We start from the raw sequence: 13,051 nt of genomic DNA on the forward strand, positions 1-13,051 counted from the left end.
TGTCGTCCGTGATCGGCCGGGCCATGACCATCGACTACCACCTGCAAGGACGCTCCCATGTCATTGTTCTCCCGTCTTCCCTCCCCCTGGAGTTTTCATCAGGACACCCAGCAGCTCAACCACGGCCTTGAGCTCGTCACGAGCTGGACCGAGCAGTGGCGCTCGCCCTTCGAATCACTGCGCACCCGTCTCGACAGCCTGCTCGACAGCGTCGGCAACAAGCTTTTCCCCGAGACGCCCACCCCGCAGCCCGACCCGCAGGAGCCGGCAGCGCCGGAGTCACTGTTGATCAGCGAATACGTCGAAGGCAGCGGCTACAACAAGGCGATCGAGCTGACCAACCGCGGCGGCAGCGATCTGTCGCTGGAAGGCTTCACGCTGTCGCTCTACTCCAACGGCAATACCGAGGCCAACGCCACGCAGGCACTGGGTGAGTACGGCAGCCTGGCGCCCGGTGAGACGCTGGTGCTGGCCAACAGTCAGGCCGATCAGACCGTGCTGGATCGCAGCGATGCCACCAGTGGCGTAACCAGCTACAACGGCAACGATGCCCTCGTTTTGACCAACGCCGAAGGCGACACGCAGGATATCGTCGGCATCGTCGGTGATGACGCGTACTTTGGCCGCGATATCACCCTGCGCCGTGACGAGGCCGTCACCGAGGGCAGCGACCGCTTCGAGGCGTCTCAATGGCAGGAGTACCCACAGGACACCGTCGACGGCCTCGGCAGTGAGGGTACCGGCAATGCCGACACGCCAGCGGACGACACCCCGGAAGAGACACCCCCGGACACCCCTGACAACAATGGAGACGACATGGATCTACCGCCCGTGGAGCTGATTTCCACCATTCAGGGCAGCGGCATGAGCAGCGAGCGCGTGGGCGATGAGGTCAGCCTCGAGGCGATCGTGACGCTGGATGCCCGCGACGGCCTGGACGGCTTTTTCCTGCAGGAAGCCGACGCCGACCGTGACGGCGACGAGACCACCTCCGAGGGCATCTTTGTCTACCTGCCCGATGACAGCAACGTCGCCGATTTCACCGTGGGTGACCGGGTCCGCCTGACCGGCACGGTCGAGCAGTACCAGGGCAAGACACAGTTGAGCGATATCGCCGCCCTGGAAGTGACCGAACGGGATCAGCCACTGCCCAGCCTCACCGAGCTGGATCTGCCCATCGATGACAAGTCGACCCTGTCCGCCTACGAAAGCATGCGGGTCAGCTTTCAGGGCGCCGACGGCGAACCGCTGACGGTGACCGACACCTATGAGCTGGGCCGCTACGGCACCGTCACGCTCTCGAGCGGCGGGCGTCTGGAGCAGTTCACCGAAGTCAACGCACCGGATCAGGCGGGCCATCAGCAGTGGCTGGACCAGCTCGAAAGCCGCTCGATCATCCTTGATGACGCCAGCAGCGTGCAGAACCCGGAGGAGATCCTGTTCGGCCGCGGGGGCGAACCGCTGTCGGCGAACAACACCCTGCGCGGCGGCGATACGCTGGACCAGGCCACCGGCGTGCTCGATTTCGCCTATCAGCAGTGGCGCATCCAGAATGACGAAGGGCTCGACTTCCAGCCCGCCAACGCGCGCCCCGACCAGCCCGACGCTCAGGCGCTGAATGATGCCCCGCTCAAGGTCGCCTCCTTCAACGTGCTGAACTATTTCGAAACGCTGGACCAGTCGGGCAATCAGATCACCACCCCCGAAGGCACCGAGCACGGCCCGCGCGGCGCCAACAGTGAGCAGGAGCTGACCCGCCAGCAGGACAAGCTGGTCAACGCCATCAATGACAGCGGGGCCGACATTGTCGGTCTCAACGAGATCGCCAACGACGGTTTCGGCGGTGACAGCTCGATCGCCGGGCTGGTCGAGGCGCTCAACGCCCGCAGTGATGCTCAGTGGGACTACATTACCCCACGCGATGACGACGGCAACGTGGTCTCCCCCGGCAGCGACGCCATTGCCGTGGGGCTGATCTATCAGCCCACGAGTGTCGCCCCCGAAGGGGAAGCGGCCATCAACACCAGCGGCGCCTTTGCCACCGGTAACCGGGCGCCCATGCTGCAGACCTTTCAGGACAACGACAGCGGCGAGACCTTCTCGATCGCGGTCAACCACTTCAAGTCCAAGGGCAGCGTCATCAACGGCGAAGAGGCGATCGGCGACGGTCAGGGCAACAACAACCCGACCCGGGTCGAAGCCGCCGAGCAGCTGGCTGCCTGGGTCGAGACCGACCCGACCGACAGCGGCAACAGCGATGTTCTGATCATCGGCGATCTCAACAGCTACGCCATGGAAGACCCTATCACCACGCTGACCGGTGAGGGCTACACGCTGCTGGATGACGACTACTCCTACAGCTATGACGGCCAGTGGGGCTCGCTGGATCACGCCCTGGCCAGTGAGTCGATGAACGATCAGGTCACCGGCGTCACCACCTGGCACATCAACGCCGATGAGCCGACGGTGCTCGACTACAACACCGAGTACAAAAGTGATGAGCAGGTCGAGTCGCTCTACGGTGACGGCCCTTTCCGCGCCTCGGACCACGACCCGATCCTCATCGGTATCGATCCGGGAGCGGATGCCCAGCCGGCTACCGGCTTCTGAGCGCTGCTTCAATGCAGACCCATAAAAAAGGGCGCCTTCGAGGCGCCCTTCCTGATGCTGTTTTTCTTGTTATCGGAGGCATTGCGTCGTTATTGTTCTGACCGGATTATTTTGATCAGGCTGTTTTGATCGTTCGACACCGGCGCCCCGGGCGGGGCCGCCGGCTCGTTGATCGATGATCAGGCCACGGCCATGTCATTGGCCTGGAGCTGGGTATCCACACCCATCACCTCGGCGCTGCCCGCGTCCGAAAACTCGAGCCCCATGGCTGTGGCCAGTCCCTGGCCGACTTCGGTGTTGTCCAGCAGTCCTTCAAAGATGTCGGCCCCCGGGCCGGAGGCGTACAGCGGCACATTTTCCGCCGTGTGATTGCCCGAGCTGAAGCTGATGCCGCCATGATCGTTGAGCGTCTGCGTCAGGGCTGCCAGGCCGGCGTCGGCATCCTCGGCCGCCAGGACCGTGGACAGTGCTTCGTCGGTAAGCATCACTTCACCGCCGGTCATCTCTGCCACGGTGTCCTGCATGATGCCGGCGGCACCGGCCTCATCACCGCTCATGCCGGCCGCTTCAATGCGAGCATTGGCCTCGTCGTACATCTGCTCGTAGGTGCCGGTGAAGTTCTGATAGATCGAGGCGTTGTTGTCCTGCGTGGACTGTGCCGACATGCCGCCGGTCTCGTGGTCCGGGGCGATAACCAGCAGCGTATCCGGGTTTTCCGCGGAGAACTGCTGGGCCGTCTTGACGGCATCTTCAAAGGCCAGCGAGTCGTTCATGGCCCAGCCGGCATCGTTGGCGTGGCCGGCCCAGTCGATCTGGCTGCCCTCGACCATCATGAAAAAGCCGTCTTCGTCCTGTGACAGCGTGTCCAGCGCGGTCTGCGTCATTTGTGCCAGCGTCGGCTGGTTGTCACCGCTTTCGCCATAGCTGGTGTCCAGGGCGTCATCGGCAAACAGGCCCAGCAGGCGATCGCCTTCAACATTGTCCAGATCGCTGGCGCTGTCGAGCAGGGTATAGCCCTGCGACTCGGCCTGGGTCAGCAGATCGGCCACGCCGGCACCGCCATCTTCCTCGGCGACAAAGTAGTCGCGTCCGCCGCCAAGCATGACATCCAGCTTGTTGTCGTCGATGTACTGCTGGGCGATCAGATGCTGATCATTGCGATCCTCGACATTGGCGCCGAATACGGCAGGCGTGGCGTGGGTGATGGTCGAAGTCGCAACGACCCCGGTGGACTTGCCGGCCGCATTGGCCAGATCGACCAGCGTGGTCAGATCGGCGCCATCCGGCGCCGTCGAAATACGACCGTTGTCGGTTTTCTGACCCGTGGCAAAGGCTGTCCCCGCGGCCGCAGAATCGGTGATCAGCGAATTGGCAGATTCCGTCTTGATGGCACCGGTCAGCATGTCCTCGGCTTCCCAGGCCGGCAGCTCTTCACCGCCCTTGAAGGTCCGAAAGGCCGTGGAATAGTCCGTACCGAAACCGTCCGGCACCATGAAGATGACATTCTGCGCCATGTCATCATTGGCCGGCACTTCCGGCTCGGGCGCTTCGGGGGACTGACCGGGCATCTCGGGCGACTGGCCGGGCATCTCGGGCGACTGGCCGGGCGTGCCGTTCTGGCCCGCCAGCACATCACTGAAGGCACTGCTCAGCTGACCCAGTGCCTGGCTATAGCCGTCCAGAACGGATTTTGTGGCATCCAGAAAGGCCGGCACCAGTGCCGGCTCGGCCGACCAGGGCATATCGTTGCCGGACCACAGGCTGGAAATCGGTGACAGGGACTGGAAGGGAGAGAACATGGCGGACGACGCATTGTTCATGGTCATCGCATTGCTGCCATAGAGTGAACCGGTGTTGCCGTACATGCCGTTGCTGTAGCCGAACATCGTCATTCTCCTGAATCGTTATGTGCCCGAAACCGGGCCATGCGCGCTTTAATGAGAGTGACCTTCTCCATGACAGGTCCGGAGGACGGGGTTTCCGGATGAAAGGGTCTGGAGTTCAAGGCCCGGGCGCTGAGCCACCCGCCCATTCATGTTCGCTCGTCACTCATGACGATTTGCCTGCAACCGGATGACCACGGCGTTTAAAGAGGCAATGATTGGCAACAGTATGTAAGTGTTTTTTACGATGACGCTTCAACACCGCTCGGCAGCGGTGTGTCATCACGCGGCGGTCCGATGATGCGTCCGATCAGGGTCATGGCGTCGGTCATGTCCTCACTGACCAGCGGCCCGGCCGCGGCCTGGAGATTGAGTCGATCCAGCAGCAGCTGACGAAAGGCATCGACATACTGGATGCGCTGGTCATAGAGATCGGCGCGGGCATCCAGCACATCGACGAGATCGCGCAGCCCCAGCGCCGCGCCGCGGTCGGCGGCCTCCAGATAGAGCTCGCTGGAACGGATCGACTGGGACAGCGCCTTCAGGCGCGAAAGATCGCCCTCGATGCTGCGATGGCGGCGCCGGATCTCCTCCATTGCCAGGCGCTTTTGCTGCTGCACGTCGGCGCTCTGGGCCTGACGGCGCAGATCGGCCTGGCGTATTCCGGCGCTGGTCGCCCCGCCCTGATACAGGTTCATGCGCGCCTGGACCACGGCCGAGCGATCCTCGCTTTCGCGATAGGGGTCGTCGCTGTTGCGATCCATCCATGACAGATTCAGCGTCACTTCGGGGTAATACCCCGCCTGACGTACGGCCTGAGCGGCGTCGGCCACGGCCAGCTGCTGTCCGGCCAGACGGACCCGAACGTTGTCACTGATGGTGGCCTCGGCGTCCTCGAGGGCCTCGGGTGCCGGCCACCGGGCCTCGGAAAGCTCCTCGAGCGCAAACCGGGTAAAGTCCGGCGTCCGGCCGGTCAGCCGCTCCAGCCGGGCGATGGCATCGGCATACTGATTGTCGGCCACGGCAAGTTCGGCCCCGGCCTGATCCAGTCGCGAGCGCGCCGCCAGCAGATCGATACGATCGCCGATACCCAGCTCATAGGCACGCTGCGCCTGCGTCACCTGCAGCTCCAGCGAGCGCTGCTTGCCGGCCAGCAGACGCTTTTGCTGAGCGTTGTAAAAGCCGTCCATATAGGCTTCGGCCGTCTCCAGCGCCAGCTGCTGCTCGGCGACGGCCAGCTGCAGCTGCGCGGCCTCTACCTGCTCGCGCGACTGGGCAAGGGTTCGCCAGCGCTCCATGGAAAACAGCGGCTGGGTGAGCTGTACCTGTGCGGTGGTATCGGTGGAGTGGCCGCGACAGCGCGCTTCAAAATCCTCCCCGCCAAACAGTTCGCCGGTACGGGGGTTCTCCTCGCAGGAGTCGGCGCCATCGGAGTAGTAGTTGTCGCTGTCGGTATAGCCCACGGAGTAGCTCAGATCGATCGAGGGCAGCAGTCCGGCCCGGGCCCGCGTCGTCTCGAGCCCGGTCGCCTCGGCGTTCAGCGTCTCGCGGCGCAGCTCGGCATCATGGTCGCGTGCGTGGGCATAAAGGGCCGGCAGGGACGGAATGATGGCCCGGGTCGAATCGGCACCGGCCCGGTCGCCGGTCGCCCGGCCGGTGTCGGCCTGTGCCGAACCATACATCGTTAGCGGTTCGAAACTCGTTGCGGTATCCGACTGCGGCGAGGCCAGCGCGGCCGCCGGCAGCCACAGTATGCCCACCAGCAGGGCCCGCAGGGTCTGATGAGAAGCACGATCTGTCATGAGCATGGATCAGTCCTGCCGCATGGCACGCGCGAGCATGTCGGTGACCGGCTGCATGACATAGCCCATCAGGGTCTTCTCGCCGGTGCGCAGCATGACCTCGGCCGGCATACCGGATAAAAGCTGCATCTCTTCATCGCTCATGCTCTCCTTCCCGGCTTCCGAGACCCGGACCCGGCCGCGGTAATAGGACTCACCGGTGGACTCATCCTGAAAGCTGTCGGCAGAGACATTGACCAGCTCCCCTTCCACCACGCTGGAGCGGCGCTGATTGAAGGCGCTGAAGCGGATCTCGGCCGGCTGGCCCACATGCACACTGTCGATGTCCTGGGCGGCGATCCGGGTCTCGATCATGAACCCTTCGGCGTTGGGCACGATGCTCATCACCGGCTTGCCGGGCTCGATCACCGCGCCGATGGTGTGGGTCTCGAGCCCCACCACGGTGCCGGCGACCGGGGCCCGCAGCTCGGTGCGGCGCATCTGATCGGACAGCGCCGTCATGCGCTCGGACGTATCACCGATATCGGACTGCGCCTGACGCAGCCCCTCGCCCACCTCCTGCTGCCAGGACTGGCGCCGCGTCTCCATGCTGACGCGATTTTCGCTGATTCGTGAGCGCAGCTGGGCGACCTGCGCCTTCGACGAGGCGTTATCCGCTTCGAGCTGCATGCGCTGACGCTCGAGTTCCCGCACGCGCTGATTATTGCCCAGTCCCTCGCGGAACAGGGCTCGGTAGTCATCGGCTTCATCGCTGAGCGAAGCGATACGACGCGCGTTGATGCGCATGGTCTGCTCCAGACCGGCGATCTGCTCGCGCAGCTGCTGGTTCTGCTCATCGAGCCCCTCGATCTCTCCCTGCAGGGTCTGGCGCCGCGAGAAAAAGAGGCTGCGCTGCACGTTCAGGATCTGCTGCAGACGCGCCTGTTCATCGGCCATATCCAGCAGTTCCCGAGGGAATTCCAGCCGGTCGAGCTGCTGCTGCTCGGCCATCAGCCGCGCCTCCTGCGCACTGGCAATGAACCAGCCGGTACGGGCAATGGCGTACTGCGAGCGCGCCTGGGTGGCGTCCAGCACCATCAGCACATCACCGGCTTCGACGTGATCACCATCGTCGACGTTGATCTGCGAGACGATGCCGCCTTCCAGATGCTGCACGGTCTTTTTGAACGACTCGACCGAGACGGTGCCGGTGGCCACAACCGCCACCGCCAGATTGGCCAGCATGGCCCAGCCGCCGAAGATGCCAAAGGCCACCAGCACGATCACGAGCCCGACGCGACGCGGGCCGCGATCGCTGGTCGGCAAGGAGGCTGTGGTCGTCGGTGAGGATGCGTCCGTTGTGCTGGTTGAGGTGCTCATTGGTTGCCTGCCGCAGCTGTCTGAGGGTCCGACGTTTCGGAGGTGCCGGAAGCCGGAGAGTTCATGGGTCGAACGGTACTCGACTTCTGTGATTGAAGATGCGCCACGACCTGGTCACGGGGGCCGAAGGCACTGACCTGCCCCTCCTTCATGACCAGCAGTCGGTCGACGGCCTTGAGCGTGGCGGGTCGATGCGAGATGACAAAGACGGTGGTTTTCATCTGACGCAGCCGCGCCAGGGCCTGAATCAGGGCGCGCTCGCCGCTGTCGTCCAGGTTGGCGTTGGGCTCATCCAGTACCACCATGACCGGGCGGCCATAGAGGGCGCGCGCCAGCCCGATACGCTGGCGCTGGCCGCCGGAGAGCGCCCCGCCGCCGGAGGAGATCGGCGTGTCATAGCCTTGCGGCTGCTGCAGGATCATGTCGTGAACGCCCGCCATGCGGGCGGCTTCCACCACCTTCTCGGCATCAACCTCGCCCAGACGAGCGATATTCTCGCTGATGGTGCCGTCAAAAAGCTCGATGTCCTGCGGCAGATAGCCGATATGAGGGCCCAGCTCCTCGCGCGGCCACTGGGCCACATCCACGCCATCCAGCCGCACGGTGCCTACCTGGGTGGGCCAGATGCCCAGCAGCACCCGCGCCAGGGTCGATTTCCCCGACGCGCTGGGACCGATAATGCCCACCTGCTCGCCTCGCGCCAGCGTGAAATTGATGCCGCGCAGGGTCGGCAGACGCACACCCGGCGGAGCCGCCGAGACACCTTCCACGCGGATATCGCCCTGGGGGGCGGGCAGGGACATGCGCTCGCTGTCGGCCGGCACTTCGTCCAGCAGGGCGGTGAGACGCTGGTGCGCCGAACGGGCCCCAACAAAACCCTTCCAGGCATTGATCATCTGATCGATGGGCGCCAGCGCTCGCCCCATCAGGATGGAGCCCGCGATCATCATGCCGGGCGTGATGCTGTCCTGCAGGACCAGCCAGGCTCCCAGCCCCAGAATCAGGGACTGAAAGGCCAGACGCAGCACCTTGGAGAGATTGGCCAGCGTCCCCGAGCGGTCGCTGGCCTGCGACTGGCGAACCAGATAGTCGTGATGGCGCTGCGCCCAGCGCGACTGGATGCCGGACACCATGCCCATGGCATGCAGGACCTCGGCATTGCGCAGGTTGGCATTGGCCAGCTCCTGGGCCTGAATCTGTTCGGTGCCGGCCTCGGCCAGCAGCCGGCGCGTGGCGCGCTCGTTGGCCAGCGCCAGCGCCAGCAGTACCAGCCCCGCCACAACAGCGAAGACACCAAACCAGACATTGAAGAGAAAGAGCACGCCGATGTAGATCGGTATCCAGGGGGCATCGAAAAAGGCAAACAGCCCGTTGCCGGTGAGAAACTGGCGAAGCGTGGTGAGATCGTTCAAGGGCTGCGCCGTCTGCTGGCCCGAGCGCAGCAGGCTGCGGCGAAACATGGCGCGGTAGATGCGCGTATTGGTCAGCGTTTCCAGCCGGTTGCCGGTCCGCACCAGGATACGCGAGCGCACCAGCTCGAGACCGCCCATGACCAGAAACAGAAATACCACGATCAGTGTCAGCATGATCAGAGTGTCGACACTGCGGGTGGTGATGACCCGGTCATAGACCTGCAGCATGTAAAGCGGCGGCACCAGCATCAAGAGATTGATGCCCATGCTGAATCCTCCTACCGACACAAACGAGCGTCGACAGGCCTTCAGCGCCAGTGCCAGATCATTGGACGTTCCTGCTGCTGCCATGAAAAACCTCTAATGCCCGGGCGGGTGACCTGGGTATCGTGGGCAGCAGGTATGACAGAACCATGACAGCCCCCGAGTCCCCCTGACACTATCGCGTTTTAAAATGTAACGTTAATCGGTATGCCCATGGACCGGCCCCGCCAGGGCGAGGGCCGGTTTCCAGACGCCATGGCGCTACACATCGCCGCGGTTGTCGGCTTCCACGGCGTCATACATGCGCTCGAGCATATCGGGAAAGGCGGACTGCACCCGGCTCCAGCTCGGGATGAAGGGCTTGTCGCGGGGGCTATCCAGAAAGGCAACGCCGGCATCCATGATGCTCTGGGCGAAGAGCTCCACGGCCTGCTCCTCGCTGTGGCGATCGACTCTGAGACCATTCATCATCGCATCATGGTAGTAGTTCTCGATGATATCGAGGGCGGTTCGGTAGTAAGTCGCCTTGAGCGTTCGAAAGTGCGCCTCGTTCATGGTGACGCCAAGCGTGGCCAGCTTGCGATACAGCGCCTTGGCGATGTCGGTGCTCATGCGATAGAGCCCGGTGGAGGCGTCTTCCGGCGACAGCGGCTGATGCTTGTGATCGTAGTTGTCGGCGATATCCACCTGACACAGGCGCTTGGTCGAGTAGTTGCGGTGGACTTCGGAGAGCACGCCGATCTCGAGCCCCCAGTCGCTGGGAATGCGAATGTCGTTCAACACATCGGCGCGCATGGCGAACTCACCCGATAGCGGGTAGCGATAGCTGTCGAGATAGTTCAGATAGTCCAGCGGCCCGTGGATCCGCTTCAGTGCGCGCAGCAGCGGCGTCACCATCAGCCGCCCGACACGCCCGTTGAGCTTGCCCTCGGCGATGCGGGCGTAATAGCCCTTGCAGAACTCGTAGTTGAAGTGCGGATTGGCGACCGGATAGAGCAGCCGCGCCAGCATCGAGCGGTCGTAGGTGGTGATGTCGCAGTCATGCAGCGCGATCGCCTCGGTGCGGCCTGATGAGATGGCGTATCCCGAGCAGAACCACACATTGCGCCCCTTGCCCGGTGCCTGCGGCGACAGCGATTCGGCGGCCAGCGCGTCATCCAGCGCCTTCAGACGCGGGCCGTCGTTCCAGAGAATACGATGGCGCTGGGGCAGGCGGGAGAAGAACTCCCGGGCATGGAGAAACTGATCCCGGTTGGCCCGGTCCAGCCCGATGATGATTTCGCTGAGGTAATCGACCTGCGAGATCTGGTCGATGATGCGCGTAAGCGCCGGACCTTCCAGTTCGGAATAAAGCGAGGGCAGGATCAGCCCCATTGGGCGGCGCTTCGAAAAACCCGCCAGCTCCGCCTCCAGCGCTTCCAGCGGGCGCCGCGTGAGATTGTGGAAGTTGGTGATGATGCCGTTCTGGTAAAAATCGCTCATGGCGTCTCTCCCCTGTCGCTGTCAGCCCAGCCAGTGATCAAGACCCTCCGACCAGCCCGCCGGACCCTTTTGTGTTGTTGTATAGAGCTGAACAGTATCCGCGATGTGGATGTCGAGGTTATGCTCGCCGCGAATCAGCACCGCCCGATCGACGCTTTCCAGCATCGCCACATCGTTGGGGCCATCCCCCAGCCCCACCGTCAGGGGGCGCTGTCCCTTGAGCAGATGATAGCGATCCACCAGCCAGGCGATGGCACGCCCCTTGCTGGTGTTATCCCCCAGCACGTGATAAAAGCGCCCGCCCCGGCTCAGCGACAGCCCGGCGCCGATCAGCAGCCGCTGAAAACGCTCGAGCGCCTCATCGCTGTCTTCCCAGATCAGTGGCTCGGAGGCGTCTCGAAGGTGGGCCAGCTCGGCATCCGGCGCCTTCAGGCCGGTATGCTCGGCCACTTCCTCGATACTGAAATCCCCGAACCCGCGGAACCGGAATCGCTCGGTGTTTCTGACGGCCTCCAGGACGCTGCGAATGCGGCGATAGGACTCTCCCAGCACGATATCCGCCCAGCCCCGCTCGTCGGGCGTTTCATCCAGACACCAGAAGGCCGGTAGATAAATGGCGGCGCCGTTTTCGGTGATAAACGGCGCACCGAGCCCCAGCGCCTGATGCAGCACCATGACCTCGGCCGCCGTCTTGCTGGTGTTGATGATCAGCGGCACGGACCGCGCCTTGAGACGCTTAAGCCAGGCCATGGCGGGGGTGTAATCGTAAGTGACATGGTCCAGCAGAGACCCGTCCAGGTCCGTAAACACCAGCAGCGGCGATTGTGGCGTGGTTGTCATGGCATCCGCTCTATAAGAAAAGGCCGTTATTGGCGACAGGGGTCGTCAGAATAGCCTCTTTGGATACCGGCACACCATACGCTGCCGGAACGACTCGAAGGGTTGGCGCGTGACATCAGGGGGCGCTGCCACGGCACGGGCCGCATTCGAGTGACAGCGCCTCAAACACAAAGGGCCCATCGCAATCAAGCGATGGGCCCCTTGCTGTCCCCCGGGCAACGGCGGTGTGGCCTCAGCGACGAGCGGATTCTGTCAGCCGGCGTGCCTTCAGGAGCACTGCTGCGGATCAGGATAATTGATGTTGCCACCGCCACTACCGCTGCCGTGACCGCTGTCCTGGTGATAGCCGGAGTGGCCACCGCTGCTGCCACTGTCGCGGTTGCCGTTCCACCATGCAACAGTCCCGCCCAGAAATAGAATGATAAGAAGTGCAATGGTTGCCTGACTCATTTTCCCTGTCTCCACCGTCGGTGCGGTAAATGTGAACGAGGGAAAGATGACGCAACACAAGGTAACAATATGTGCAGATTTGCGGGCTAATCATCAAAATAAGCCAGCAGTATCAAGGGGTTTATCAGGTGCTTTAACCGGTTTATGCCAAAAGATATCCGGCCGTTTCATACTCCTCGATCAACAAAGGAATGAGAGATTTTTGAGCCATTCCACACCAATGACTGACGATGATGCTGAAAGAATGATGCCACTGGTCACCCGACAACCAGTCATCAGGATAACGCCCTGATGCCAAAGGCTGTTTTCCGAGAACGCCACCACGTCATCAGCAGGGGCTTTTGAAGGCGTGATACGTTCCCGAAAAATTTCCACTGCCCTGAGGAGGTCGGCCACGCCGGAAACGCGGTCATGGGCCCTGAATGGCACAGTATTCACCAAAGCGTCATCTGTCTGACGCCGTGACGTCATCTCGAGAGGTCATCCTGCGTGGCAATATCCCACGCAGGAGAGCCTTCATGACTTCCTTGTTGATGACGATGGCAGTAGCAATGGTGGTCTGGTGTGGTATCAGCCTGTGGCTGGCCAGCCGCTTCGGGCGCGCCGTGAAGACCCGGCAGCGTGTCATGGGCGATGAACACGCCCTGATCATCATGGGCGCTGCCAAGCCACGCTCGAATACCGACAGCGCCAACGATGATGACTATGACGTCTCGGCGATGCGCAGTCTTTGAGCATGATAGTCAGATGGGCCGCCCTTTGATGTTGATGTACGGCGCTTTTTTAAAGCAAAGAGATCATCCCTGATAAAAGCGCTTAAGCGGCTTGTACCAGGCGATAAAAAACGGCACCCGGAGGGTGCCGTTTTCGAAGGCTGACTGAACACTATAGGGACATTGCTCGAGCTATTTCAATGCCTTCAATCAGAACACGATGGCACCTTTGACGC

The 13,051-nt window shown here is 62.8% G+C and carries 10 protein-coding genes; 2 read left to right on the forward strand and 8 right to left on the reverse strand.

Features of this window, described 5'->3' with window-relative positions:
- Positions 1–57: 57 nt before the first annotated feature.
- Positions 58–2,610, forward strand: coding sequence for an ExeM/NucH family extracellular endonuclease (locus M1D97_RS11940; RefSeq protein WP_456267944.1), 2,553 nt, complete (start codon positions 58–60; stop codon positions 2,608–2,610).
- Between the two features lie 179 nt (positions 2,611–2,789).
- Here M1D97_RS11940 and M1D97_RS11945 read toward each other — a convergent pair whose 3' ends face one another.
- The 8 genes from M1D97_RS11945 to M1D97_RS11980 form a co-directional block, all read right to left on the reverse strand.
- On the reverse strand, positions 2,790–4,496 hold the full coding sequence (locus M1D97_RS11945; protein WP_456267945.1) for an alkaline phosphatase: 1,707 nt from the start codon (positions 4,494–4,496) through the stop codon (positions 2,790–2,792).
- Between the two features lie 239 nt (positions 4,497–4,735).
- Positions 4,736–6,301: a TolC family protein gene (locus M1D97_RS11950; protein ID WP_456267946.1), complete on the reverse strand. Its 1,566-nt coding sequence runs from the start codon at positions 6,299–6,301 to the stop codon at positions 4,736–4,738.
- 3 nt (positions 6,302–6,304) lie between these two features.
- A complete protein-coding gene (locus M1D97_RS11955; protein WP_456267947.1) occupies positions 6,305–7,600 on the reverse strand; it encodes an HlyD family type I secretion periplasmic adaptor subunit in 1,296 nt (431 codons plus the stop codon).
- 50 nt (positions 7,601–7,650) lie between these two features.
- A complete protein-coding gene (locus tag M1D97_RS11960; protein WP_456267948.1) occupies positions 7,651–9,417 on the reverse strand; it encodes a type I secretion system permease/ATPase in 1,767 nt (588 codons plus the stop codon).
- Positions 9,418–9,591: 174 nt separating this feature from the next.
- Positions 9,592–10,812 carry a glycosyl transferase gene (locus tag M1D97_RS11965; protein ID WP_456267949.1) on the reverse strand — a complete coding sequence of 407 codons (1,221 nt, stop codon included), beginning with the start codon at positions 10,810–10,812 and terminating at the stop codon, positions 9,592–9,594.
- A 21-nt stretch (positions 10,813–10,833) separates the two neighbouring features.
- Positions 10,834–11,652 (reverse strand): HAD-IIB family hydrolase, encoded by an 819-nt coding sequence (locus tag M1D97_RS11970; protein ID WP_456267950.1) that lies wholly within the window; start codon positions 11,650–11,652, stop codon positions 10,834–10,836.
- Positions 11,653–11,919: 267 nt separating this feature from the next.
- Complete coding sequence (locus M1D97_RS11975) at positions 11,920–12,102, reverse strand: hypothetical protein (protein WP_456267951.1); 183 nt, start codon at positions 12,100–12,102, stop codon at positions 11,920–11,922.
- Positions 12,103–12,282: 180 nt separating this feature from the next.
- Positions 12,283–12,573 carry a hypothetical protein gene (locus tag M1D97_RS11980; RefSeq protein ID WP_456267952.1) on the reverse strand — a complete coding sequence of 97 codons (291 nt, stop codon included), beginning with the start codon at positions 12,571–12,573 and terminating at the stop codon, positions 12,283–12,285.
- A 47-nt stretch (positions 12,574–12,620) separates the two neighbouring features.
- Between M1D97_RS11980 and M1D97_RS11985 the strand changes: the two genes are divergently transcribed.
- Positions 12,621–12,836, forward strand: a complete 216-nt coding sequence (locus M1D97_RS11985) for a hypothetical protein (protein ID WP_456267953.1) — start codon at positions 12,621–12,623, stop codon at positions 12,834–12,836.
- Positions 12,837–13,051 lie beyond the last annotated feature (215 nt).

Source organism: Kushneria sp. AK178 (assembly GCF_053903105.1).

Excerpts from the sequence above, each read along its gene's own strand:
- M1D97_RS11940 (WP_456267944.1), top strand. The coding sequence starts at position 58 with ATGTCATTGTTCTCCCGTCTTCCCTCCCCCTGGAGTTTTCATCAGGAC.
- M1D97_RS11945 (WP_456267945.1), bottom strand. The coding sequence starts at position 4,496 with ATGTTCGGCTACAGCAACGGCATGTACGGCAACACCGGTTCACTCTAT.
- M1D97_RS11950 (WP_456267946.1), bottom strand. The coding sequence starts at position 6,301 with ATGCTCATGACAGATCGTGCTTCTCATCAGACCCTGCGGGCCCTGCTG.
- M1D97_RS11960 (WP_456267948.1), bottom strand. The coding sequence starts at position 9,417 with ATGGCAGCAGCAGGAACGTCCAATGATCTGGCACTGGCGCTGAAGGCC.
- M1D97_RS11965 (WP_456267949.1), bottom strand. The coding sequence starts at position 10,812 with ATGAGCGATTTTTACCAGAACGGCATCATCACCAACTTCCACAATCTC.
- M1D97_RS11970 (WP_456267950.1), bottom strand. The coding sequence starts at position 11,652 with ATGACAACCACGCCACAATCGCCGCTGCTGGTGTTTACGGACCTGGAC.
- M1D97_RS11975 (WP_456267951.1), bottom strand. The coding sequence starts at position 12,102 with ATGAGTCAGGCAACCATTGCACTTCTTATCATTCTATTTCTGGGCGGG.
- M1D97_RS11980 (WP_456267952.1), bottom strand. The coding sequence starts at position 12,573 with ATGACGTCACGGCGTCAGACAGATGACGCTTTGGTGAATACTGTGCCA.
- M1D97_RS11985 (WP_456267953.1), top strand. The coding sequence starts at position 12,621 with ATGACTTCCTTGTTGATGACGATGGCAGTAGCAATGGTGGTCTGGTGT.